The 22429-nt window shown below is 68.2% G+C and carries 23 protein-coding genes; 10 read left to right on the forward strand and 13 right to left on the reverse strand.

Translation table 11 applies throughout. From position 1 onward, the window contains the following. Nucleotides 1-304: 304 nt before the first annotated feature. Nucleotides 305-649 (reverse strand): DUF1801 domain-containing protein, encoded by a 345-nt coding sequence (locus J2853_RS11710; protein ID WP_307557220.1) that lies wholly within the window; start codon nucleotides 647-649, stop codon nucleotides 305-307. A gap of 495 nt (nucleotides 650-1144) precedes the next feature. Here J2853_RS11710 and J2853_RS11715 point away from each other — a divergent pair, with 495 nt between their 5' ends. After that, the gene (locus J2853_RS11715) at nucleotides 1145-2128 is read left to right on the forward strand and encodes an aldo/keto reductase (RefSeq protein ID WP_307557222.1); all 984 of its coding nucleotides are present in this window, start codon (nucleotides 1145-1147) and stop codon (nucleotides 2126-2128) included. 133 nt (nucleotides 2129-2261) lie between these two features. On the opposite strand, the gene J2853_RS11720 is transcribed toward J2853_RS11715, so the two are convergent. Together J2853_RS11720 and J2853_RS11725 are read right to left on the reverse strand one after the other, a co-directional pair. Beyond that, nucleotides 2262-2729: an SRPBCC family protein gene (locus J2853_RS11720; RefSeq protein ID WP_307557224.1), complete on the reverse strand. Its 468-nt coding sequence runs from the start codon at nucleotides 2727-2729 to the stop codon at nucleotides 2262-2264. Between the two features lie 542 nt (nucleotides 2730-3271). Then, nucleotides 3272-4174 carry a LysR family transcriptional regulator gene (locus J2853_RS11725; RefSeq protein ID WP_307557226.1) on the reverse strand — a complete coding sequence of 301 codons (903 nt, stop codon included), beginning with the start codon at nucleotides 4172-4174 and terminating at the stop codon, nucleotides 3272-3274. 91 nt (nucleotides 4175-4265) lie between these two features. Here J2853_RS11725 and J2853_RS11730 point away from each other — a divergent pair, with 91 nt between their 5' ends. After that, entirely contained in the window at nucleotides 4266-5465 is a 1200-nt protein-coding gene (locus J2853_RS11730; RefSeq protein ID WP_307557228.1) for an MFS transporter, read from the forward strand. Nucleotides 5466-6352: 887 nt separating this feature from the next. Here the strand turns inward: J2853_RS11730 and J2853_RS11735 are convergent. From J2853_RS11735 to J2853_RS11745, 3 genes are all read right to left on the reverse strand, one after another. After that, nucleotides 6353-6523, reverse strand: coding sequence for a hypothetical protein (locus J2853_RS11735; protein WP_307557229.1), 171 nt, complete (start codon nucleotides 6521-6523; stop codon nucleotides 6353-6355). A gap of 10 nt (nucleotides 6524-6533) precedes the next feature. Next, entirely contained in the window at nucleotides 6534-6791 is a 258-nt protein-coding gene (locus tag J2853_RS11740) for a hypothetical protein (RefSeq protein ID WP_307557232.1), read from the reverse strand. 130 nt (nucleotides 6792-6921) lie between these two features. Next, nucleotides 6922-8373, reverse strand: a complete 1452-nt coding sequence (locus J2853_RS11745) for an aldo/keto reductase (protein WP_307557234.1) — start codon at nucleotides 8371-8373, stop codon at nucleotides 6922-6924. 360 nt (nucleotides 8374-8733) lie between these two features. On the opposite strand from J2853_RS11745, the gene J2853_RS11750 reads away from it, so the two are divergent. The 3 genes from J2853_RS11750 to J2853_RS11760 all read left to right on the forward strand — a co-directional run bounded on the left by J2853_RS11750 (nucleotide 8734) and on the right by J2853_RS11760 (nucleotide 10639). After that, a complete protein-coding gene (locus J2853_RS11750; protein ID WP_089211749.1) occupies nucleotides 8734-8973 on the forward strand; it encodes a hypothetical protein in 240 nt (79 codons plus the stop codon). Next, complete coding sequence (locus J2853_RS11755; RefSeq protein WP_307557237.1) at nucleotides 8970-9410, forward strand: hypothetical protein; 441 nt, start codon at nucleotides 8970-8972, stop codon at nucleotides 9408-9410. Before J2853_RS11750 ends, J2853_RS11755 begins: the two co-directional genes overlap by 4 nt. 200 nt (nucleotides 9411-9610) lie before the next feature. Then, nucleotides 9611-10639: a tyrosine-type recombinase/integrase gene (locus tag J2853_RS11760; RefSeq protein WP_307557239.1), complete on the forward strand. Its 1029-nt coding sequence runs from the start codon at nucleotides 9611-9613 to the stop codon at nucleotides 10637-10639. Between the two features lie 42 nt (nucleotides 10640-10681). On the opposite strand, the gene J2853_RS11765 is transcribed toward J2853_RS11760, so the two are convergent. Next, the gene (locus J2853_RS11765; protein ID WP_307557241.1) at nucleotides 10682-11668 is read right to left on the reverse strand and encodes a LacI family DNA-binding transcriptional regulator; all 987 of its coding nucleotides are present in this window, start codon (nucleotides 11666-11668) and stop codon (nucleotides 10682-10684) included. A 427-nt stretch (nucleotides 11669-12095) separates the two neighbouring features. Next, complete coding sequence (locus J2853_RS11770) at nucleotides 12096-12644, reverse strand: NUDIX domain-containing protein (protein ID WP_307557243.1); 549 nt, start codon at nucleotides 12642-12644, stop codon at nucleotides 12096-12098. 142 nt (nucleotides 12645-12786) lie between these two features. On the opposite strand from J2853_RS11770, the gene J2853_RS11775 reads away from it, so the two are divergent. From J2853_RS11775 to J2853_RS11785, 3 genes are read left to right on the forward strand one after another with little or no spacing between them, the layout of a single operon-like run. After that, nucleotides 12787-13707, forward strand: a complete 921-nt coding sequence (locus J2853_RS11775) for an ABC transporter ATP-binding protein (protein WP_307557246.1) — start codon at nucleotides 12787-12789, stop codon at nucleotides 13705-13707. Continuing rightward, nucleotides 13707-14465, forward strand: coding sequence for an ABC transporter permease (locus J2853_RS11780; RefSeq protein ID WP_307557247.1), 759 nt, complete (start codon nucleotides 13707-13709; stop codon nucleotides 14463-14465). The genes J2853_RS11775 and J2853_RS11780 overlap by 1 nt, the downstream gene beginning before the upstream one ends. Before the next feature lie 3 nt (nucleotides 14466-14468). Further along, nucleotides 14469-15272: an ABC transporter permease gene (locus J2853_RS11785; protein ID WP_307557249.1), complete on the forward strand. Its 804-nt coding sequence runs from the start codon at nucleotides 14469-14471 to the stop codon at nucleotides 15270-15272. 52 nt (nucleotides 15273-15324) lie between these two features. On the opposite strand, the gene J2853_RS11790 is transcribed toward J2853_RS11785, so the two are convergent. The 3 genes from J2853_RS11790 to J2853_RS11800 form a co-directional block, all read right to left on the reverse strand. Beyond that, nucleotides 15325-15654 carry a DUF952 domain-containing protein gene (locus J2853_RS11790; RefSeq protein ID WP_307557251.1) on the reverse strand — a complete coding sequence of 110 codons (330 nt, stop codon included), beginning with the start codon at nucleotides 15652-15654 and terminating at the stop codon, nucleotides 15325-15327. A gap of 90 nt (nucleotides 15655-15744) precedes the next feature. Further along, nucleotides 15745-16305, reverse strand: coding sequence for a GNAT family N-acetyltransferase (locus J2853_RS11795; RefSeq protein WP_307557253.1), 561 nt, complete (start codon nucleotides 16303-16305; stop codon nucleotides 15745-15747). Nucleotides 16306-16367: 62 nt separating this feature from the next. After that, the gene (locus tag J2853_RS11800; RefSeq protein WP_307557255.1) at nucleotides 16368-16694 is read right to left on the reverse strand and encodes a DMT family transporter; all 327 of its coding nucleotides are present in this window, start codon (nucleotides 16692-16694) and stop codon (nucleotides 16368-16370) included. A gap of 126 nt (nucleotides 16695-16820) precedes the next feature. Here J2853_RS11800 and J2853_RS11805 point away from each other — a divergent pair, with 126 nt between their 5' ends. Next, nucleotides 16821-17783 carry a radical SAM protein gene (locus J2853_RS11805; protein WP_307557257.1) on the forward strand — a complete coding sequence of 321 codons (963 nt, stop codon included), beginning with the start codon at nucleotides 16821-16823 and terminating at the stop codon, nucleotides 17781-17783. 39 nt (nucleotides 17784-17822) lie between these two features. Here the strand turns inward: J2853_RS11805 and J2853_RS11810 are convergent, their stop codons facing one another. Continuing rightward, a complete protein-coding gene (locus J2853_RS11810; RefSeq protein ID WP_307557259.1) occupies nucleotides 17823-19025 on the reverse strand; it encodes a L,D-transpeptidase in 1203 nt (400 codons plus the stop codon). A gap of 408 nt (nucleotides 19026-19433) precedes the next feature. Here J2853_RS11810 and J2853_RS11815 point away from each other — a divergent pair, with 408 nt between their 5' ends. Further along, nucleotides 19434-20213, forward strand: coding sequence for an ArsR/SmtB family transcription factor (locus J2853_RS11815; protein WP_307557261.1), 780 nt, complete (start codon nucleotides 19434-19436; stop codon nucleotides 20211-20213). Here the strand turns inward: J2853_RS11815 and recD2 are convergent. After that, the gene (gene recD2, locus J2853_RS11820) at nucleotides 20188-22368 is read right to left on the reverse strand and encodes an SF1B family DNA helicase RecD2 (RefSeq protein ID WP_307557262.1); all 2181 of its coding nucleotides are present in this window, start codon (nucleotides 22366-22368) and stop codon (nucleotides 20188-20190) included. The genes J2853_RS11815 and recD2 overlap by 26 nt on opposite strands. Between the last annotated feature and the right edge of the window lie 61 nt (nucleotides 22369-22429).

Below are 22429 nucleotides of genomic sequence, written 5' to 3' on the forward strand. Positions count from 1 at the left end.
CCGGGGGAGTGCGGCCGGTACCCGGTAGAAGGTCACTCGTCTCCACCGGCCTCGGTCAGGGCCGCCCGGAGACGTTCGGCGAGATCGAAGGCCTGCTGCGCAGACCAGGGGATCGTCAGGGGCGAAGACAACCGATGCCGACACTACGGCGAGACTCCCATGCCGGACCGGCCGTACAACAACGCCCGGGACGTCGCGGACCTGATGGACCTGTTGCTGCGCTTCCGGCCTCCACGGTCTGAGCGGGTGATGGCACTCGGCGCATCACCCGCTCAGACCGTGCCCGTGCTTCACCCAGCCGCGATCACAGAGCGGCCGAGGTCTTTTCCAGGATGACTGCGAGCTCCTTGTAGTCGACTTCCTGCTCTTCCTTGATGTCGACGGTCTTGCGATCACCGTTGCCCATCGCCCGGATGAATCCGGCCACCGCGGGAATGTCCGTCGCATTGAACACCATGAACGAGACCTTGTCCTTGGAGACCGCGATGACCGCCGCGTAGTGCCCGTTCTTGAGATAGTGCGGCTTGCCGTACTGCAACCGTTCCTCGACGGTGGGAACGGTTTCCATGATCATCGTGCGCAGTTTCTCGAAAACGGCGATCTGCCAGGGCTTCTTGTCGTTTATATATTGCGTTACTTCGTCGCTCATATCATCCCCATGCGTCTGCGGACTCCCAATATAAGGCTCTGCGGACCGGGCCGCCCAGCCGACAGATACAGTGGCCCGTCACCCCATGCCGACGGGATAATCAGCGTTGTTGCCGGTGAGGTTTTTCAGGCTGTCTCCAGAACTCTTGCTGGGTGTGGCGCGTCGACCGGAGGTGTCCGTCCGGCCGTCATGACACTCATGTACGGCGTCCCCCTCCCGAACGTGTCCCCAGCCCCAAGATGAGCCGATCCGTCCAAAACGGCCCGGCGTCCTCCTGGCGCAACGGCGCGAGAGGCGAACGCAAGACCGCGCGGGCGCTCGCGCCACTGGCGGCCGCCGGCTACATCGTGCTGCACGATCGAGCCATCTCGAACAGCTCGGCGAATGGGGTCCCAAAGCAACGGAAACGCTGGTCAGAACCTCAGCGAAGGGTCTCCCAGGGCGAACTTTGGAAGGGCGCCTGACCTGAATCCGGACATTCGTTAGATTGACGCCATGCGCTACGACCGCCTCGGCAACACCGACCTCGGCGTCCCCGCCCTCATCCTCGGCTGCGGCAACTTCGGCGGAATCGGATCCACCCCCGAACTGTTCGGTCACGGCGACGACGAGAACGCAGCCTTCGCCCTCCTGGACCACGCCCTCACCCTCGGCGTCACCATGTTCGACACCGCCAACTCCTACGGCGGCGGCCGCTCGGAAGAATGGCTCGGACGATGGATCGCCGACCGCGGCGTCCGCGACGAAACAATCCTGACGACCAAGGTCGGAAACCCCGTCGGACCACGCCGGGAGGACTCCGGACTGTCCCGCAGGCACATCCACCAACAGATCGACGCCAGCCTGCGACGCCTGCGCACCGACCGCATCGACCTCTACCTCACCCACGCCCCCGACCCGGCGACACCGATCGAGGAGACCGCAAGCGCCTTCGACGAACTCATCCAGGCAGGCAAAATCCTCCACTACGGCCTGAGCAACGTCAGCGCCGACGACATCGAGAAAACAGCGGCAGCCGCCGGCCACCTCGGCACAGCCCAGCCCGCGAACCTGCAGTGCGGCTACAACCTGCTCGACCGCACCGCCGCCACCGACGTCTTCGACGCCTGCTCCCGGCACGACATCGGCCTCACCGCCTACAGCCCCCTCGCCGGCGGCTGGCTGACCGGCAAATACCGCGCCGACCGGCCGTTTCCAGAAGGCTCACGGATGACCTTGCGACCGGACTGGTACGGCCACCTGGCCAACGACGCGACCTTCGAGATCCTGGAAAACCTCACCGCCACCGCCGCCGAACGCGGTCTGTCGCTGGCGACGATGGCACTGGCCTGGGCTTTGACCGACCCGGCCGTCACCGCCGTGGTCATCGGCCCACGCTCACCGGAGCAACTCACCGCGATGTGCGCCGCCCTCGACGTCCCTCTCACCGCACCCGAACGCGCCGTGATCACACGAACGGCCGCCGGTGGGACCGGCTGAAGCGACGCAGGGGAGTGGCAGACATTCCGGCCACTAACAAAAAGGACAAAACCGAATATCCATCCTTACGGCCGACGACCGCCGGGGGAGCGGGGCAACGACCTCCCACCGGGAAAGGCACCACCACACATCATCACCCGGCCGGGAAAGCCGCTTCGGCAACCCGCTTGACATAATCATTCCGGATCCGGATCAGCCTCGGCATATAGCGGCCGAGAGCCAGAACCTCAGCGAGGGTCCCCAGAAAACCGAACGGCGCGGCGAAGTCGACAACGTCACTCATCACCGTGCCACCACGACCGTCGGGCTGGAAACAGTGAGCGTGATGCCAATGCCCGAAAGGACCGGACACCTGCTCGTCGACGAAATACCCCGGCCGGTCGTAGACGCTGATCACAGAAGTCATCCGCCAGCGGACGCCGAAGTGCCGCGCCCGCCAGGTGACGCTCTCACCGAGCTTCAGGCCGCCGGCGGTCACTCCGCCGACCGCCTCTTCAGAGGATCCCGCCATCGACGCGGTATGGACACCCACATCCAGCGAGATGTCGAAGACGCGATCCGGCGGTGCGACGACATGCGTGACGATTTCAAAGCGCGGCATTCACGAAGCCTAAAGCGTACATACCTGGCTCAACGAGACACATGAACGGTCGTGAACCCGCAAAAGCGGAAAGAGCCACAAGCCGGGCTCAGCGAGACAGAACCCGCGGATCGAACCGGTTACGCGAGACGCGGATCAGGTTCAACGAGGCGGGGCGAGACGGCATGCGGTTTCGCGGCGTTCACCCCGGGTGGTGCCGTCAGGGCACGCGAATCCAGCACCAAGAGGACAATCCCGAGTGATGCATAAGTGCGATTATGCATCAAACGAGCGAGCGGGCAGCTCAAGAAGAGGGGCGCCGCGGCGCCCGTCCGGACCGGTACACCACCGCCACAGCCCGCTCATCGCACGCCCGGACGCTCCAGCCGCACCCCGGAGCCCGCCCAGCCCGGCGCCCATGATCAACTCCGGGACGGCAGGCCACGACGAGATCCTGATGAAATGCCCGAAAAACGATCCAGGTTGACCATTTGGGCGATCTAGCGGGGTTCCCCGCACCCCAACACAAAAAGGCCCACGGAGGGACCCACCTCAGACACGACTTACGCCACCGGAACCGCCGCCCCGAGCGCCTGCCCGACGGCCACCTCGTTGAACGTCCGGATCGCCTCCGTCTCCGCCGCCCTCACCCAAGCCAGACCGAGGACCGAAGGAGGCAACCCCGTAACGGGAACGAAACTGACATCCGGACGCCCGTGATGAGCCGCCGTAGGGGTACAGAACAACATGCCACCCCGACCGAGCGCCACCTGGGTCAAACCCTCCTGGCTGGTGGCCACCGTACCGGCCCGGGGAATGGGACGGCCACAAGGAGTCACCGACGGCGCCACCCGCTCGCGCCACACACGCGGAGCCGGACCGTCCAGACCGATCAGGGACACCTCGGCCAGCTCCTCCACCCCGATGCTCGCACGAGCGGCCAACGGATGACGCGAGGAGACACCGAGCTGGTACGCCACCCGGTTCAACCCCTCACCCGTCACCAGATCGGGCTCATCCACCGGCAGCAGCGTGAACGCGATGTCCACCTGCTCGGCCCGCAACTTACCGAAAGGGTCGGAGAGCGGGATCTCCACCAACTCCGCCTCACACCCCGGATACCGGCCCTCAAAAGCACGCACACTGCCGGTGACGACATCCGTCGGCGTGGCCAGGAAACCGATCCTGATCACACCTGTCACCTCACGAGCGGCCGCCCTGGCCCGGCCGACCGCGTTCGCGAGACCGTCGTAAGAAGGACGCAGATCAGCCAGGAAACATTCACCCAAAGGCGTGAGGCGCACACGCCTGCTGGTCCGATGAAAGAGCCGGCCGCCGATCCTGGTCTCCAGCGACCGCATGAGCTGACTCACCCGGCCGGGCGACAGGTAGAGGCGCTCGGCCGTACGCGCGAAGTGCAACTCCTCACTGAGCACGACAAAACACTCCAGCTCCCTGAACTCCATCCCCGCCTCCACCCGATCGCTTAGCCCACCTAAACCAAGCCTTCGACCTTCGCCGTTGTTCCCCCAGGCGACCGGCGAAAGGCTGACCGGCATGACCATGACTGACGTTTCCGCCGCCACTCGGGCACGCTGGCTCGCCGTGTCCTCGGTCGCGATGGGCACCTTCACCATCGTGACCAGCGAGATGCTCCCCGTTGGCCTGCTGACCTCGATCGCCGCCACCCTCGGCGTCTCCGACGGGACAGCCGGACTGATGATGTCGGCACCCGGACTGGTCGCCGCCGTCTCCGCGCCCATGCTGGCGATCACCACGCGACGGCTCGACCGGCGCACCCTGCTGCTGGGACTGATGGCACTGCTGGCAGCGGCCAACCTGGCGGGCGCATTCGCGCCGAACTACCCCGTCATGCTGGCCGCTCGAGTACTCACCGGAGTGAGCATCGGTGGGTTCTGGGCCTTCGCGGCCGGCCTCGGCCCACGACTGGTGCCCGAAAGGTCCGTCGGACAGGCCACGTCGATCATCTTGGCGGGGGTGTCGGTGGCGTCGGTACTGGGGGTGCCCGCGGCGACGTTCATCTCGTCGTTCGCGGGGTGGCGGACCGCGTTCATCGCCATGGGGGCCCTGGCCCTGGCCCTGCTCGCGCTGCTGGCCACCACCCTGCCGTCGCTACCGGGCGAACCCCGAGCCCGCACCTGCGAACCGTTGCCCCACAAGGCCCCGGCCCGCGCGCCGGAAGGACGCCTCACCTGGCTCTCCGGCCCGCTCAAGGTCGTCCTCGTCCTGACCGTCCTGATCGTCTCCGGCCACTTCGCGGCCTACACCTACGTCCGGCCGTTCCTGGAACAGGTCTCGCACGCCGGTCCCGCCCTCATCAGCACCGCCCTCCTCCTGTACGGCGCCGCGGGCGTGGCCGGCAACTTCACGGCAGGCGCCTGGGCGGCCAGAAACCCCAAACCGGTCCTGGTCACGCTGGCCGTCCTCATGGCACTCTCCACGGCGGCGCTACCCCTGATCGGCCTGCCCCTGATCATGCTCGTGGTGTGGGGCCTGGGCTACGGAGGCGTGGGAGTGACCCTACAGCTGTGGATCATGCGATCGGGCGCCGGCGAAATGGGCACGGCGCTCTTCGTCGGCGCCTTCAACATCTCCATCGCACTCGGCTCGTTCGCCGGCGGCCGGGTCGTGGACAGCGTGTCGATCTCCGCGGTGATGTGGGTGGGAGCCACGCTCGCCGCAGCCGGAGCGGCCGTCGCCGGCATCTCGGGCAGGAGCAGGACGACCGGTTCATAGATGCGCCAGCCGCCGTGGAAGGGCGTGGTGCTGCGGTCGATCATGAGCCGGTTGACCTCCGCCCCCGAGTACGGGGCCACCCATCAAACGACTTCCTCGGCGATCCGCCGCGTGGACACGAACCGTCACCTACGTAGCGACATCGCCGGGCAACGGAGCGGTTCGCCGAGAACGGACAGGCGCCGGCCCTCCAGGGCATGTTCCGGCAAAGAGATCCTTAACAGTACAGAAGGGTAATTCTGTCTGGTTAAAGATTTATGAGTATGGAGGCCATCGAAGGGGCATTTGTCCCGCATCCCGCGCTCCGCTGTCCCGTCTCAAGCAACCCGCCCGGCGTATCCCTTGATCTGCTCGGCGAAGGTCATCTCGTGAGCGTGAGTCGGGTCTCGCGTCTCACTTGATCCGCTCTATGATCATGGTTCCCTCGGGCGATCTTCTCGGCCGTACAGGCGTCCTCCTCCCGGACGTGTCCCCAGCCCCAAGATGAGCCGATCCGTGCAGGTCACGGTACTTCCGACTTGATCGTATTTCGGAAGCGGAGACGGCCATGACTTTCGAAACACGCACGGCTGATAGGCGAAACCCCAGCTCGGCACTTCCGAGAACGGGACCGCACCGCTAGTTGACGGCTGGGGACACCGTTCAGGAGGAGGACGCCGTTTTGGCCGCGTTTGAGTGCGGCAACCATGATCGATGTTCGCGAGAAATAACCGCACCTGGCGTAGGCGTTTGCCGGTGCGCCGGGCTCTGCTGCGTCTCACCTGAGCTGACGCGGTCTCGGCGAACTTGACGCATCCGGCGTTCTGTGTCAGGTTCGCCGACATGCATACCCGTGACATGCGGGTCGTGCTCTGGAGATCTACGTCTGCAGATACCCGTACGGACTATCAGGCTGGTTCGAGGTGATCGGCGAGGCGGCGGAGGGTGACCGCGAACCGGCCGCGGAGGCGCGGAAGAACACGCCGGCGCGAGCGCGGCGGGATCATGCGTAACCGTGCGGCCTCGGCTCGCTGCTCAGCGAGGTAGGCGCGGCCCCACTCCTCACGCATGGCATACATGGAAGGCTCCTCAGGGTTCTTCGGGGAATGTGTGGTGGAAGATGAAGATCGGGCGTGTATCCGGCGGAGCCTCGTTCGATTCGACACGCGACTTGGTCAGCTCGCGCCACGGCTGCAACACGGCATTGAGCTGGTCGTCGAGCTGCGCCAACTCATCCTTGGTGAGCCGTAGGTGGCGGCTGCTCCCGAAGGCCGCACCGCGCCGGTCCTCGGGAAGCGTCATGTGAGTGCGTTCGAAGTCGCGCAGCCGTTCGAACTGATCGATCACCCACTGTGAATTCCACATCCGGTGCATCGTCCCAGTCCGCGGTGTCCTTCTGGCGTACTCCGGCCGCTCTCGTCCATGGCGGTCCTGGCCTGCCTCCAGGCCACGCCCGCGCCCTCATGACCGCTGTTCGTCAATGGCACAGGCGGGCCATGTCGTCGTCCGAGAGCCGCACCGTACCCGCGGCCACGTTGGCGGCCAGGTGATCCGGGTTGCCGGTTCCTGGGATGGCGAGCACATGTGGCCCCTGCTGCAGGGTCCACGCCAGCCGGACCTGCGCGGGCGTCACGTTGTGTGCGCGTGCGACGGCGAGTACTGTCTCGCTGTCGGTCTGGCTCGCGCCCGCCTCGCGCCCGGCACCGGCGATCGCGAAGAACGGCACAAAGGCGACGCCCTGCTCGCCACAGGCTCGCAGGAATTCCCGTTCCTCGGTCGACGCGCCGACACCGTAGGAGTTCTGCACGCAGACCACCGGCGCGGTGGCCTGGGCCTCAGCCAGATGCTCGGGCGTGGCGTTGGATATGCCCAGGTGGCGGATGAGCCCGGCATCGCGCAGGTCGGCCAGTGCGCCGAAATGCTCGGCGATCGAGCCGGTTTTCCGGCTCGGGGGGATACGGAGGTTCACGACGTCCAGGTGGTCACGGCCCAACTGGCGCAGGTTCTCCTCGACCTGGCCGCGCAACTGCTCTGGCGTGTCCCACCACCACTCCCCCGACGGGTCCCGGCGTGGCCAGACCTTAGTAGCGATCACCAGGTCGTCCGGGTACGGCGCCAGCGCCCGGTTGATCAGCTCATTGGCGGAGCGTGTCGACGAGAAGTAGAACGCGGCCGTGTCGATGTGGTTGACGCCCAGCTCGACGGCGCGCCGGAGCACGGTGATCGATCGTTCGCGGTCACTCGGCGCGCCAAGGCTGAAGGCGGCGCTACCGGTGAGGCGCATCGCGCCGAACCCGACGCGATTGACCGTCAGGTCACCGAGCTTCCAGGTGCCCGCGGCCGCCGCGGCGGCGGTGTGCGAGGTCGTGACCCGCCGTGGTCCCTCCGGGAGGGCGAACGAGATCCAGATGTCGGGCGGTAGCTCCGGCCGGCCCGGTACCGGCCTGCGGTCCTCGGTCCAGGCGCGGTCGGCGACCTCGGTCGCGACTCGGCGCCAGAAACGCACTGCGGTCAGGTTGTCATCCTGGAAGGCGACTCCCCACGGGCCTGGGTGCTGAGCGAGGACCGCTTGGACGGCACGCAGGCCGATGCCCGTTCTGCGCGCCCCGCGTGCGACGAAGAAGCTGTTCAGTACGCGGGTCGGGCCGTTCAGTCCGCGGACGAACGCGAAACCGACCGGTTGCTCGCCGCTGGTCACCAGGTAGGGCGCCCAGTCGGCATCGGTGAATGCCGCGTGCAGCCGGTCGCTCCTGAAGGTTCCGTCCGAGTTTGGCAGGACACCCTGGAATTCGGACATGTCGTGGCGGAACATCAGCCATAGACGCTCCACGACGGGGCGATCGGCGGCCTGCGCGAGGCGCACACGGATGTCTGGCATGAATCTCCTTGGCGAGAACGGTGGATGGTGGGGACCGAAGGTCCAGGTCACGCTGTTGGCAGGGAGCCACCTGCTTGGGGGTGCGGTGGCCCCGGACATGAAAAAAGCCTCCTCGGCGGATGGGATCCGCGCCGAGGAGGCTTGAACGATGAGGATATTTTATCACTCTGTGCCCGGGAGTGGCACCCTGCCGCGTGCGACCGCAGCGGCGTCGGTGGCCTGCCCGTCCAGGGGGGTCCAGTGGTATCGCCGAAATTTCCAACGGATGTGTTGGTGTGGGTGTGCGCCGGGGTCACTGTCAGGCGCGGGCGTCTTCGGTGGTGGCTCGCGCGCCGCGGCGGACGTTCGTACGGTGGTCCGGGTGTCGCGGAGTTCGGACACTCGCGGGTATGCATAACGTAGGCTGATCGTATGACGAATCGCATCAGTGTCGCGATGCCCGAAGATCTCGAGGCTCAGGTCCGCGAGCTCGCCGGCGGCAACATGTCCGCGTACATCCTGGATGCCGTGCGGGCCCGGGTGGACAGGGATCGGAAGATCCGCGCCTATCACGCCAGTATCGGTGGCGCCCCCGAGTTGGGTGACACCGCCGAGGACCGGGCGGCGCTGGAGCGTATCCGCGGTTTCCTGCAGTTGCCCGAATCGGCGTGAGTGCCCCGGAGCCGGTGCTGGGCCGGGGGCTGGTGCTGGATGTCAGCACGGTGCGGCTGCATCTGTCGGGGGATGTCTACACGGCCGCGATGATCGGGGCCGCGCTGGAGTACGAGCGGCCGATCGTCATTCCCGCGCTGGTGCTGGTGCAGGCCTATCGCGAGGCGGTGCCCGGTCCGGCCCGGATGCGTCTGGTGGGTCTGGTCTCCGTCGCCACCGAGCCGGATCTGCACGATGAGGTCAGCCGGGTCACCGCGCGCGACATCGGTACGGTGTGTCAGTTGGCGGGGGTGGAGGATCTGTCGATCGGGCATGCCCTGTGGGCTGCTCTTGAGCGGCGTAATCAGCCTGATCCGCTGTATGACTGGGCGATCGTGACCGAGCATCCCGAGGTGTATCGCAAGGTGGCTCCGGCGGTGCCGACGGGCTGGCGTTGACGTCGCGGCGAGGGTGCGCGCGCAGGGGGCGCGGGTGGTGACGTCGAGGTGGTCTTCGGGGGGTTCTTCCGCGGACGCGTCCGGGTTCGGGTGTGTATCTGAGGGATCGGCGGGTGTCGAGCAACTACGGTGAGGCGGGACGGTTTCGTTTGTCCTGCCGTGGCTCGTCGGGAGCAGGCCGACTCGGATGGGGCGTGCTCATGGGTGATCGTGACCCGCTGGTGCCGATGTTCCTGCCGGAGGCGGTTGAGGAGTTCCTCTCCTGCCTGCGGGCCAGGAAGCTCTCCGCGCACACCGTCTTGGGGTATGAGAGCGATCTGCGGCTCGTCGGGGAGATCGCGGCGGAGCTGGCGGGGGTGTCGCCGGCCGGCCTCGAGGTTCGTCATCTCAACGGGCGTCTCATCAGGGGGGCGTTCGCGGCTTTCTCCGATCCGAGGTCGGCCGCGAGCGTCAACCGGGCCTGGTCGGCGTGGAACCGGCTGTTCACCTTCTGTGTGTCGGAGGGCATGGTCGAGGGCAATCCGATGGCGGCGGTGCCTCGTCCCAAGCAGCCGGCCAAGGCGCCCAAGCCTCTTTTGGGTGATGGGACGGCGTCGGCGACGTTGCTGGAGCGGATCGCCGAGGGGGCGCGCGAGGCTCGTGATCCGTGGGTCGAGCGTGATCTGGTGGTGCTGGGGCTGGCGCTGGTGACGGGGATGCGGTCGGCGGAGTTGCTGGGGATGACGCTGGGTTCGATCGGGGGTGCTGCCGGTGATCGGCGGGTCCAGGTGGTCGGCAAGGGCGGTAAGACCCGTTCGCTGCCGATCGAGCCGCCGATCGAGTTTCTCATCGAGCGGTATCTGGACAGTCGCCTGCGCCGGTTCGCCCTTGCCGCGCTCCCCCGGTCGGCCGCGTTGCTCGTCGACACCGCGAACGAGCCGTTGCGGCGTGGTGGTCTGCAGTATCTGGTGCGTCAGTGTTATCGGTACGCGGGTATCCACGACCGGGTGCAGAAGGGCACTTTGGTGCATGCGTTGCGTCATGAGTTCGCCACCCGGCTGGCCGAGCGGGGGGCGTCGGCGCACGAGTTGATGGAGTTGCTCGGGCACTCCTCCATCGTGACCGGGCAGGCGTATGTCGCCTCGACGGCGCGGGAGGTGCGTCAGGCGGCGCGGGGCAATCCGGCCTACGGCGTGCTGGACCGGCTGGGCGCCGGTGGGGGTGGGCGCGGGGAGGCGCTTTCGTCGTGAGCCGCCGCCGGGCCGGGGACGTGGTCGGGTTGTGGTCGGGTTTCAGCGGGGTGGGCGGGCGCTGGTGCTCTCGCGGACGACGAGTTCGGGTTCGATCAGGTGGTGGGCGCGGCTGGCGCGGCCGTCGATCCGGTCGAGCAGCAGTTGGAAGGACAGGCGGCCGACCTCGGTGAAGTTCTGTCGGACGGTGCTCAGCGGTGGCCACAGGTAGGGGGCTTCGGGGACGTCGTCGAAGCCGACGACGCTGACGTCCTGGGGTACTCGGCGGCCGGCCTCGCGTAGTGCTCGCAGTACTCCGGTGGCCATGTGGTCGTTGGCGGCGAAGATCGCTGTGACGTCGGGGTCGCGGGCCAGGAGTTTGCCGTGTTCGAATCCGGAGCGGGCGCTCCAGTCGCCGAGCAGGGGTTCGGGGATGGGGCGGCCCTCGGCGTGCAGGACGGAGCGCCAGCCTTCGACGCGGGCGCTGGCGTCGGTCCAGTCCTGTGGTCCTGAGACGTGCCAGACGGTTTCGTGGCCGAGGCTGAGCAGGTGTCTGGTCGCTCGTACGGCTCCGGTGGCCTGGTCGACGGAGGCGACGGGGACGGGGAGGTTGTCGCGGGCGCCGACGACGACCACGGGCAGGTCGGGGGGAAGGTGACGCAGGCCGTCGGCGGCCGATTCGTGGGGGGCGACGATGATGACGCCGTCGACGGACTGGAAGCGCAGGCGGTTGACGGCTTCGCCGATGGAGCGGCGGTTGAGGGCGCCGACGCTGACGATCGTGATGAGGTAGTCGTCGGCGCGGGCGGCCTGCTCGATGCCGTGAAGGGTCGAGGCGGGTCCGTACAGGGTGGTGTCGAAGCTGACGACGCCGAGTGCTCCGGAGCGGCCGGTGACCAGGGAGCGGGCGGCGAAGTTGGGTCGGTAGCCGAGTGCGCGTACGGCGTCCAGGACGCGGGCGCGGGTGTCGGGGCGCACCTTGTCGGGGGTGTTGAGGACGCGGGAGACGGTCATCGCTGAGACGCCTGCTCGTTCGGCGACGTCTTCCATGACAGCGGCTTTTGGTCGGTTGGTGGGGTCCTGTCCGGATACGTGCTGGGTCAACCTGTCCGCCTCGTTGAAGTTGTCCTTAGGATATCCGAGTGTTTGCGCTAACAGATTTTATGTCAACGCGCGCCGGAGTCCGGCCCCGCTGAAACGCCGCTATCTGGGAAAACAGAGAAGAATTCGGCTGACGTCTTGACACCGGCCCGGTGGTAGCGCTAACAGCACGGTCGGAGACGAGCCGGCCGCCCGCGCACCACGGGGCCGAAAGACGGGGCCGGGCTCCCCCACCCGCGAGAGGGCCGCCCGCGACCGGGAGGGCCGCGCCGGACACCGTCGCTCGATCGCCGGGAGAGCGGATCGGCGGCGGGTGTGACGCGGGCGTGATTCGTGAAGGCGTTGAGGCGTTCGTGAAGGCCGGGTCCCGCCCCCTTCAGGAACGCTCGTGGAGCAGGAGCAGCGTGTAGGCGGCGATCGAACCGCTGTCGGTGACGGCGCCTCGCCGGATCATCCGCTCGAACTCGGCCCGGGTGACCCAGTCTTGGCGCATGTCCTGCTCGGTGTGCTCACGATCGGGGGCGCCGGGGGTGAGCTCGGTGGCCAGGAAGGCGTCGAAGCGCTGGTCGCTGGTGCCGTGGGAGTTGTCCAGGCGGCCGAGATGGATCATCGACGCCGCCCGCAGGCCCGTCTCCTCGGCGAGCTCGGTGTGGGCGGTGGCCTTCGGGGAGGGGCTGCCGGCGACGCTGCCCTGAGGAAAGCTCCAGGCGCGGCGGCCGATCGGGTAGCGGTACTCCTCCACCAGGTGGAAGCCGTCGTTCTCCATGGGGATGACCAGGGCGAAGTCGCGCTGTTGCAGGACCCCGTAGATGCCGTGCGAGCCGTCGGGGCGCTGGATGCGGTCTTCTCGCACGGTCATCCACGCGTTCGTGTAGACCACCGTCGAGTCGAGGGTGCGGATCGTCGGTGACTGGGTGTCGGTCATGGCGCAGGAGCCTACTGCCGGCGCGACCACCGCAGGAGGGGATCCGGGGAGCTCACGGCCCTGCCGCCCGGGTGCGCGACGGCCGGCCGCGGGGCCTAAATCGTTTGCGTGACTGTCGGGGGGCTCTGTTACGGTCCAGGGCGTGCCTGAAGAACCTCTCATCCGTGCCCGTGCTCTGGTCAAGCGCTTCGGTGACTTCACGGCGGTCGACGGGATCGACCTGGACGTGGAGCCGGGTGAGGCGTTCGGGTTCCTGGGGCCCAACGGGGCCGGTAAGTCCTCCACGATGCGCATGATCAGTTGTGTGTCGATGCCGACCTCCGGGGAGCTGCGCATCCTGGGCATGGATCCGGTGCGCGAGGGGTCGAAGATCCGCGCCCGGCTGGGGGTCTGCCCGCAGCTGGACAACCTGGATCTGGATCTGAGCGTGCGTGAGAACCTGACGACGTACGCGCGGTATTTCGGGTTGTCGAAGGCGGAGTCGCGGCGCCGGGCCGATGAGCTGCTGGAGTTCGTCCAGTTGCAGGACAAGGCGCGCAGTCAGGTGGAGCCGCTGTCGGGGGGCATGAAGCGGCGGCTGACGATCGCGCGGTCGCTGGTCAACGAGCCGGATCTGGTGCTGCTGGACGAGCCGACGACGGGGCTGGATCCGCAGGCGCGGCATCTGCTGTGGGAGCGGTTGTTCCGGCTCAAGCAGCGGGGCACGACGCTGGTGCTGACCACCCATTACATGGACGAGGCCGAGCAGTTGTGCGACCGGCTGGTGGTGATGGACGGCGGGCGGATCGTGGCGGAGGGCTCCCCCCGGTCGTTGATCCAGACTTATTCCACGCCCGAGGTGGTGGAGTTGCGTTTCACCGAGGAGGCCGACCACGCCGGGAAGCTGGAGGGCATCGGGCGGGTCGATCCGCTGCCGGACCGGATCCTGCTGTACGCCGGCGACGGGGACGCCGCGGTGGCGGAGGTGCACCGGCGGGGGCTCCGGCCCTCCAGTGTTCTGGTGCGCCGCTCCTCGCTGGAGGACGTCTTCCTGCAGTTGACCGGCCGGACGTTGGTGGACTGATGGTTCATCCGACGGTGGCGGTGCTGGAGCGCAACCTCGCCCTGTACCGGCGGTTGTGGCGGGCCTCGGCGTTCTCGACCTTCGTGCTGCCGGTGTTGTTCCTGGTCAGCATCGGGGTCGGGGTCGGGGGGTACGTCGGGGAGATCGGCGGTGTCGATTATCTGGCGTGGATCGTGCCCGGGGTGATGGCCTCGACGGCGTTTCAGATGGCCATCGGTGAGTCGACCTATTCGGTGCTGGGCGACTTCAAGTGGGTGCGGGCCTATCACGCGATGCGCGCGACCCCGGTCGAGGTCGGTGACATGGTGTGGGGCTGGCTGCTCTACATCCTGATCCGGGTGGAGATCGCGGCGGTCGTGTTCTTGGGGATCACGGCGTTGTTCGGTGCGCTGCACTCCCCCTGGGCGGTGCTGACCCCGGTGGTCGCGGCGTTGGTGGCCCTGTCGGCGGCGGCTCCGGTGATGGCGTTCGCGGCGAGCATCGAGCACGACAGTTACTTCGCGTTGCTGTTTCGGTTCGTGATGATTCCGTCCACGTTGTTCGCCGGGGTGTTCTTCCCGGTGGATCAGTTGCCGCAGCTGGTGCGCCCGCTGGCGTACCTCTCCCCGCTGTGGCACGGGGTGGAGCTGAGCCGGGCCGCGACGCTGGGGACCTCTCCCCCGTGGCCGGTCTGGGTGCACGCGGGATATCTGCTGCTGTGCTGTGCGGCCGGGCTGGCCTGGGCGGTTGCCGCCTTCCGCAAGCGACTTCAGGACTGAGACATGGTTTCCCTGCTGCTGGCCGCCCGCATCTCCCCTTCCCGGGTGGGTGCGGTGATCAACCGTAATGTGGGGGCGTTGCGTTCGGGCCCCTCGTACTGGCTGGTTCTGCTGTCGGGTTTCTTCGAGCCGGTGCTGTATCTGTTGTCGATCGGGGTCGGGGTGGGGGCGCTGGTCGGTGACCTGACGCTGCCCGGTGGCCGTGTGGTGGAGTACGCCGTGTTCGTGGCCCCGGCGATGCTGGCGGTCTCGGCGATGTCGGGGGCGCTGTCGGAGACGACGTTCAATTTCTTCTTCAAGATGAAGTATTCCAAGACTTTCGACGCGGTGCTCGCGACGCCGGTCAAGCCGTTCGAGATCGCGCTGGGCGAGCTGGCCTGGGCGATGGTGCGCAGTTCGGTCTACACGGGTGCGTTCCTGGTGGTGATGGTCGCGCTGGGGCTGACCGGCCCGGGGTGGGCGCTGGCGGCGTTTCCCGCGACGATGCTGGTGGGATTGGCGTTCGGCGCCGTCGGGATGGCGATCAGCACGTTCATGCGGGGCTGGCAGGACTTCGATCTGCTGACCACGGGTCAGTTCGCGTTGTTCCTGTTCTCCGGGACGTTCTCCCCCGTGCAGGACTATCCGGCGGTGGTGGAGGTCCTGGTGCGGCTCACCCCGCTGTATCACGCCGTGGAGCTGGTGCGGGGGCTGGTGATCGGTGAGCTGGGCTGGGGGTTGCTGGGCAACGCGGCGTATCTGCTGGCCATGGTGGCCGCGGGGCTGACGCTCGCGGCCCGGCGAATCCACAGGACGCTCTGCGCGTAGGAAGGACGCTGTGCGTGCGGGTGGTCATGCCCGTGCGGGCCGGAGCGAGGGGTCAGGAGGTCGCGACGGGGTTCGCGAAGGGGGTCGCGGAGATCACCGCGGTGAGCGGGAGCGGCCCGTAGATGTGCGGGAAGGCCTCCGGTGAGTCGCCGGGGGTCTCCAGGCGCACGTCCAGTCCCGCGGGGTCGACGGTGAGGAGCACGAGGGGGTCGGTGACGTCGCGGTAGAAGCGCTGGACGACTCCGCGGAGCTGGGCGTCGTCGGCGCAGGCGTGGATGAAGCCCTCCTGTTCGAGGGTGCGGCCCAGGGTGGAGACGCGGTACTCCCCCGCTTGGCGGGCGGCGTCCCAGTCGGCGGCCAGGGCCAGGTGAAGAATGGTCATCGTGGGTTGCGGGGCACGGTCGGCGGGGGTTGGCCGCTTCTCGCTGTGCCTCTCCTCCTGTTTTCTGTGGAGACGGATCGAATGGGGTGGTCAGTGGCGGGCGCGCCACTCCCGTTGCAGGATCGCGTAGACCAGCTCGTCCGTCCACTCGCCCTTGACCACCTCGTTTTCCACCAGGTGGGCTTCGCGGCGCATTCCCAGGCGTTCCAGCACCCGGGCCGAGGCTTCGTTGCGGCCGTCCAGGCGGCCGGTGATCCGGTGCAGGTCCAGGCCGTCGAAGCCCAGTTCCAGCAGGGCCCGGCCCACCTCGGTGGCGTACCCCTTGCCGTGGTGGTCGGGGTGGAAGACGTAGCCGATCTCCCCGCTGCGGTGCAGGCTGCTGTGCCAGAACAGTGTGCCGTCGCCGATCAGTTCGCCGGTGGCGGCCAGTTCCACCGCCAGGCGCAGGCACTGGCCCTCCTCCAGCAGCGCCGACTCGCCGATCCTGGCCTCCAGGGCCTCGCGGACCTGTTCGAGGTCGCGGGTGTCCCAGTACAGGTAACGGGTCACCTCCGGCAGTGACTGGATGGCGTGCAGGGCCTCCAGGTCCGCGGGGGTGAAGGGGCGCAAAATCAGGCGGGGGGTGCGAATGGGGTAGGAAGGTTTCAGCATCCGCCCAGGGTAGATCAACGCGAAGGCGCCGGGCCATCCGTTATCGCCCGCCCGGGGTGTGGTCAGTGGGCGCCGCCGGCCAGGTTGAGCACCATGACCCCGGCGATGATGAGGACGATGCCGGCGATCTTGGCCAGGTTGATCGTCTCACCGAGGAACAATACGCCGATCGTGGCGATGACGGCGGTGCCGGCGCCTGCCCACACCGCGTAGGCCGTGCCGACCTCCATCTGCAGTTTGAGGGCGCGGGCCAGCAGGATGAACGCCGCGATGTAGCCGGCCACGACGACGATCGACCATCCTTTGTGGGCGAAGCCGTCGCTCAGCTTCAGTGCGGTGGTCGCCAGGATCTCGGCGAGGATCGCCCCTGCCAGAACCAGCCAAGCCATGAACATTCTCCGAAACCGGTAGGGGGACGGCAGTTTATCGGGTGGGGTTTTTCGGGGTTCGGGGGGCTCCGCCGTGCCGGGGTTCCGACTTGCGGGGGGCATCGAAAGCGTGTTCCACTGATCCGTATGCGATGGGATGCGCCTCCCCTGCTCGCCGCGCCGCCCGACGCCAGGCCGCGGATCGAGCGCTCCGCGGTGACCCGGGTTCACGGCGCGCTGACCTGTTACGAGGTTCAGGCGCGCACCGCGCTGGAGCGCACCGCCGGGGGCTGGGCCGTCAGCCCCTACCGGGGATGCGCCCAGGCCTGCCGTTACTGTGCGGTCCGTCGCGGGCACCGTTACCTGGGGTTGAACGCCGAGGGTGACTTCGACTCGCGGATCGTGGTGCGCACCAACATCGTGCGGCGGTTGCGGGCGGAGCTGGTTTCCAGGTGGGACGGCGAGCCCGTCGTGGTGGGTGCGGGCGGTGACTGCTACCAGGGGGTCGAGGACGTCTACCGGCTGATGCCCGGGGTCATCGCGGCTCTGCGTGAGGTGGGTGCGCCGTTCACCGTGCACACCAAGAGCCGGCTGATCCTGCGTGACGCCGCTCTGCTGGCCGGTGCTCCCGGTGCGGGGGCGGTGGTGTCGATCGCGTTCGTGGACGAGAGGATCCGGCGCACCGTGGAGCCGGGCGCGCCGAGCGCGCAGAAGCGGCTGGAGCTGGTGGCGGAGCTCAATGAGCGTGGGGTGCCGTGCGGGGTGGCGATGGCGCCGATCCTGCCGTTGCTCACCGACTCCCCCGACCAGCTGGCCGCCACCGTGCGCCGGGTGGCCGACGCCGGAGCGGTCAGCCTCACCCCGCACGTGCTGCGTCTTCCGCCCGGGGCCCGGGAGTGGTATCTCGCCTGGGTCGGTGAGCATCATCCGGCTCTGTCCGCCCGCTACCTGGAGCTGTACGGCAGGGGCGTTGACGCCGACGCCGCCTATGTGGGCGGTGTCACCGGGCAGGTGCTGCGGTTGGCGGCCCGTTATGGGCTGAGTCCGACGCGGCCCGAGCAGCCGTTGCCGCTGGCGTTGCCCTCGCAGGCGCAGCTCACCCTCCTGTGAGGCGGGCGGCCCGGTGGGGTGTGGGCCGCCCGGCGCCGGTCACGCCAGGGCGCTGCCCTTCTTCCACTGGCTGAACGACATCTGCCAGTAGCCCCAGCCGTTGTTCCACTCCATCTTGCGGTCGGTGCCCGTGATGGTGATGACGTCGCCGCGCTGGACCTGGTTGTAGAACCATTTGGCCTGGTCGGGGCGGGAGTTGATGCATCCGTGGCTGACGTTCTGGCGGCCCTGGGCCCAGACGTTGTCCAGGGCGTGCACGTATTCGCCGCTGTTGGAGAAGCGGACCGCGTGGTTGATCATCAGGTCGTAGTAGCCGGGGTCGCCCTTCTTGCGGCCGGGGGAGATCATGCGCTCGGGGTTGGCCTTGCCCATCGCCAGGTGGACGCCGCTGGTGGTGGTGTACTCCCGGGTGGTGGCGTTGCCGGCGCTGATCAGCATGGTCTGCACGACCTTGCCGTCCCGTTTGACGATCATCTTGTGTTTGCGGGTGTCGACGGTGGAGATCTGGGCCGCGCCGATCTGGATGACCTTCGTGAAGTCGTTCAGCCCGTACATGTCCTTGCCGCCCTGCACGCCGTCGAGGTGGGCGGTGAAGGTCACCTTCTGGTGGGGCTGCCAGTACTTGGCGGTCCGGTAGATGACGGTCGTGTCGTTGATCCACCGCCACGCCCCCTGGGCGGGTTTCTCGGAGGTGACCTCCAGGGCTTTTTCCACCGTGGCCTTCTCGTCGATCGGCTGGTTGAAGGTGACGATGATCGGCGCCCCCACGCCGACCTTCTCGCCCTTGATCGCCGGGGTCACGTCCGCGACCTTGAGCTCAAGTTTGGGCTTCAGCGTCTTGAATGAGCTGCTGGCGGTCGTTCCGTCCACCGTGGTCGCCGAGACGGTGTAGTCGCTGGCGGGTTTCAAGGGGGCCTTGGAGACCCATTTGGTTCGCAGGGCGTCGAAGTCGCCGTCCACCGCCTGGCCGTCGCTTTCGACGGTGACCTCTTCAAGGGCTCCGCTGGCCGCGGTGACGACGACCTTCTTGTCCGGGCGCACGGTCTTGCTGCCCTCGGCGGGGCTGATCTTTATCACCGGTGCGGCCGGTGTGCTCTGAGCCTGTGCCCCCGAATCGGTGTCCTGACCGGCGGGCGCCGTCGCGGACGTTCCTCCTGAGCAGGCTGTGGCCAATGCAGCGACGACCGCCATGGTCGCGGCGGCCAGCGGTGCCCTCAAGCCTCGGCTTTCCACGTTTAGCACAACCCTCTCCCCCTACAGCAAAGCGCATTTAAAACACTAATAGGAGATGCGTAGTGGGCGAACATGGTTGCGACCGGTTTGGTAACGTTTCGGACACTTCGCAGGGCCGTTTCGGACACTGCGTAAGGTGAGGGTCAATAGCGTGCCATCCAGGGGTCAAAGCCGGGAGCCGAGGTTCGGGCCGGCGGCCTGAACAGGGCGTTCGCCGCCGCGCGGGGCAGACGGGGAGCGCGCGTTCCCCGCGGTGAGCCGGGAGATTCTCCGGACCGTATACCGGGGCCGGGGGGGGCGGGACGGCGCACATCGCCGGTGCCGTTTCGGAGAACTGACAGCGAATACTCAGAATCAGACCGGCCCGCAAGGGACACTTCGGTGCCGGCCGAAACATCCGCGGCCCGTCATGGACGGATGACCTCCGATGGACCGCTTCCGCTGGCCGCGCTGGCGGCCCTGCTCGCCGACGGCACCCGGGCCCGGTTCTGCCTGGCGCTGCTGGACGGGCGGGCCTGGACCGCCGGGGAGCTGGCCAGGCACGCGGGGGTGGCGGCCTCGACCGCCAGCGCGCACCTGTCGCAGCTCGTCGAGGGAGGGCTGCTGGTCGAGGAACGTCAGGGACGTCACCGGTACGTGCGCCTGGCCGGACCGCAGGTGGCCCAGCTGATCGAGGACCTCGCCGCCCACGCGGACGCCCCCGCCGCCCGGCCCGCGACGTTGCGCGCGGCGAGCACCGCCAGGGCGATGGCCGAGGCCCGGACCTGCTACGACCACCTGGCCGGACGGCTCGGGGTGACGATCGCCGACGCGCTCACCGCGCGGGGCCTGCTCCGCCAGGACGCCGGCTTCGCGCTCAGCGACGAGGGGGTGGCCTGGTTCGCCTCCGAGCTGGGCGTACGGCTGGCGCGCACCGGCAGGCGCCCGCTGGCCCGGCCATGCCTGGACTGGACCGAGCGGCGCCACCACCTGGGAGGCGCGGCGGGGGCCGCCCTGTGCGCGACCCTGCTGGAGCGCCGATGGGTGAGCAGGATCGGCTCGGGGCGCGCGCTGCGCGTGACCGCACCCGGGCGGGAGGCCCTGGACGGGCTGCTCGGCCTCGGCGCCCCCGGCGAGACCCGCGACGAGACCTCCGGGGAAGCTCCCGGGGAGGTCTCGCGCACGGCGGCTCTCAGGGAGAGCGCAGCCGGTGGGTGAGGCTGGTGTGGCGGCGCCCGGTGCTGCGGGTGCGCACCGCCTGCGCCAGCGCCCGGCGTGAGCCGACGATCACGACGAGTTTCTTGGCCCGGGTGATCGCGGTGTAGAGCAGGTTGCGCTGCAGCATCATCCACGCGCTGGTGGCCAGCGGGATGACCACCGCCGGATACTCGCTGCCCTGGGAGCGGTGGATGGACACCGCGTAGGCGTGCGAGAGCTCGTCCAGCTCGTCGAAGGCGTAGTCGACGTTCTCGTCCTCGTCGGTCAGCACGGTCAGCTTGTGGTCGTCGGGCTTGATGTCGACCACCATGCCCACGGTGCCGTTGAAGACCCCGGCCGCGCCCTTCTCGTAGTTGTTGCGCAGCTGGGTGACCTTGTCGCCGACCCGGAAGACCCGCCCGCCGTAGCGGCGCTCGGGCATCCCCTCCCTGGAAGGGGTCAGCGCCTCCTGCAGCGCGTTGTTGAGGTTGCCCGCCCCCGCGGCGCCCCGGTGCATCGGGGCCAGCACCTGCACGTCCCGGCGCGGGTTGAGGCCGAACTTGCGCGGGATGCGGTTGGCGACCACGTCCACGGTCAGCGCCGCGATCTCCTCGGGCTCCTCGCACGGGAACAGGAAGAAGTCGGTCATGCCCTCCAGGGCCGGGGGCAGGCCGGTGTTGACCCGGTGGGCGTTGACGACCACCCCCGACTGCTGCGCCTGGCGGAAGATGTGGGTCAGCCGCACCCGGGGGATCTCCTCCTCGGCGGCCAGCAGGTCGCGCAATACCTCGCCCGCGCCGACCGAGGGCAGCTGGTCGACGTCTCCCACGAACAACAGATGCGTGCCCGGGGCGACGGCCTTGACCAGCTTGTTGGCCAGCAGCAGGTCCAGCATCGAGGACTCGTCGACCACGACCAGATCGGCGTCCAGGGGGTTGTCGCGGTCGAAGGTGGCGTCCCCGCCGGGGCGCAGCTGCAGCAGCCGGTGCACGGTGGTGGCCTCGTGGCCGGTCAGCTCCGACAGGCGCTTGGCCGCCCGGCCGGTGGGCGCGGCCAGGATCACCTTGGCCTTCTTCGCACGGGCCAGGGTGACGATGGAGCGCACGGTGAAGCTCTTGCCGCAGCCGGGGCCGCCGGTCAGCACCGCGACCTTCTCGGTCAGCGCCAGCCGTACGGCATGGGCCTGTTCCTCGGCGAGCTCGGCGTTGGTCTGCCCGTGAAGCCACGTCAGGGCCACCTGCCAGTCCACGGACGCGAAGGCGCCCAGCCGGTCGTGCCCGGAGTTCAGCAGGCCGCGCAACGCCCCCGCCAGCGACAGCTCGGCGCGGTGGAAGGGGACCAGGTAGACCGCCGGGACGACGGTGTCGCCGGCCGGGATCTCCTCGCGGACCACGCCCTCCTCGGCGATGAGCTCCTCCAGGCACTGGGCGGTCAGCTCGGCGGGAACCTCCAAGATCTTCACCGCGTCGCCGATGAGGTTGGGCGCGGGCAGGTAGCAGTGGCCGTCGTCGGCGGCCTGCGACAGGGTGTAGCGCAGGCCCGCCTTGACGCGCTCGGGGCTGTCGTGGGGGATGCCGACGGCCTGGGCGATGGTGTCGGCGGTCTTGAAACCGATGCCCCACACGTCGTCGGCCAGCCGGTACGGCTCGTTCCTGACGACCGTGATGGAGGTGTCGCCGTACTGCTTGAAGATCCGCACCGCGATCGAGGTGGACACCCCGACCCCCTGCAGGAAGATCATCACCTCTTTGATGATCTTCTGTTCCTCCCAGGCGATGCCGATCATCTTGGTGCGCTTGGGACCGAGCCCGGGGACCTCGACCAGCCGTTCGGGGGCGGTCTCGATGATCTCCAGGGTGTCGACGCCGAAATGGTCGACGATCCGCTCGGCCATCTTCGGCCCGATGCCCTTGATCAGCCCGGAGCCGAGATAGCGCTGGATGCCCTGGACGGTGGCCGGCAGCACGGTGGCGTAGGACCACACCTCGAACTGCTTGCCGTAGCGGGGATGGGAGGTCCACCGGCCGGTCAGCCGCAGCGACTCCCCCGGCTGGGCGCCCAGCAGCGGCCCGACCACGGTCAGCAGGTCGCTGCCGGAGCGATCGACGGCCACCCGGGCGATGGTGTAGCCGGTCTCCTCGTTGGCGTAGGTGATGCGTTCAAGCGTTGCGCTCAAATAAGTAGCAACATTTTCTGCACCCGCATTCGGGCTCACCTCGGGCCTCCCCACGCTGTTG

This window comes from Streptosporangium lutulentum, assembly GCF_030811455.1.
Classification (GTDB): Bacteria; Actinomycetota; Actinomycetes; order Streptosporangiales; family Streptosporangiaceae; genus Streptosporangium; species Streptosporangium lutulentum.

What these genes read in the sequence shown, in the direction of transcription:
- J2853_RS11725 (WP_307557226.1), bottom strand. Translation starts at nt 4,174, where the DNA reads ATGGAGTTCAGGGAGCTGGAGTGTTTTGTCGTGCTCAGTGAGGAGTTG.
- J2853_RS11710 (WP_307557220.1), bottom strand. Translation starts at nt 649, where the DNA reads ATGAGCGACGAAGTAACGCAATATATAAACGACAAGAAGCCCTGGCAG.
- J2853_RS11720 (WP_307557224.1), bottom strand. Translation starts at nt 2,729, where the DNA reads ATGCCGCGCTTTGAAATCGTCACGCATGTCGTCGCACCGCCGGATCGC.
- J2853_RS11815 (WP_307557261.1), top strand. Translation starts at nt 19,434, where the DNA reads ATGACCTCCGATGGACCGCTTCCGCTGGCCGCGCTGGCGGCCCTGCTC.
- J2853_RS11760 (WP_307557239.1), top strand. Translation starts at nt 9,611, where the DNA reads ATGGGTGATCGTGACCCGCTGGTGCCGATGTTCCTGCCGGAGGCGGTT.
- J2853_RS11765 (WP_307557241.1), bottom strand. Translation starts at nt 11,668, where the DNA reads ATGGAAGACGTCGCCGAACGAGCAGGCGTCTCAGCGATGACCGTCTCC.
- J2853_RS11805 (WP_307557257.1), top strand. Translation starts at nt 16,821, where the DNA reads ATGCGATGGGATGCGCCTCCCCTGCTCGCCGCGCCGCCCGACGCCAGG.
- J2853_RS11785 (WP_307557249.1), top strand. Translation starts at nt 14,469, where the DNA reads ATGGTTTCCCTGCTGCTGGCCGCCCGCATCTCCCCTTCCCGGGTGGGT.
- J2853_RS11750 (WP_089211749.1), top strand. Translation starts at nt 8,734, where the DNA reads ATGACGAATCGCATCAGTGTCGCGATGCCCGAAGATCTCGAGGCTCAG.
- J2853_RS11790 (WP_307557251.1), bottom strand. Translation starts at nt 15,654, where the DNA reads ATGACCATTCTTCACCTGGCCCTGGCCGCCGACTGGGACGCCGCCCGC.
- J2853_RS11800 (WP_307557255.1), bottom strand. Translation starts at nt 16,694, where the DNA reads ATGGCTTGGCTGGTTCTGGCAGGGGCGATCCTCGCCGAGATCCTGGCG.
- J2853_RS11770 (WP_307557243.1), bottom strand. Translation starts at nt 12,644, where the DNA reads ATGACCGACACCCAGTCACCGACGATCCGCACCCTCGACTCGACGGTG.
- J2853_RS11795 (WP_307557253.1), bottom strand. Translation starts at nt 16,305, where the DNA reads ATGCTGAAACCTTCCTACCCCATTCGCACCCCCCGCCTGATTTTGCGC.
- J2853_RS11715 (WP_307557222.1), top strand. Translation starts at nt 1,145, where the DNA reads ATGCGCTACGACCGCCTCGGCAACACCGACCTCGGCGTCCCCGCCCTC.
- J2853_RS11735 (WP_307557229.1), bottom strand. Translation starts at nt 6,523, where the DNA reads ATGTATGCCATGCGTGAGGAGTGGGGCCGCGCCTACCTCGCTGAGCAG.
- J2853_RS11780 (WP_307557247.1), top strand. Translation starts at nt 13,707, where the DNA reads ATGGTTCATCCGACGGTGGCGGTGCTGGAGCGCAACCTCGCCCTGTAC.
- J2853_RS11730 (WP_307557228.1), top strand. Translation starts at nt 4,266, where the DNA reads ATGACCATGACTGACGTTTCCGCCGCCACTCGGGCACGCTGGCTCGCC.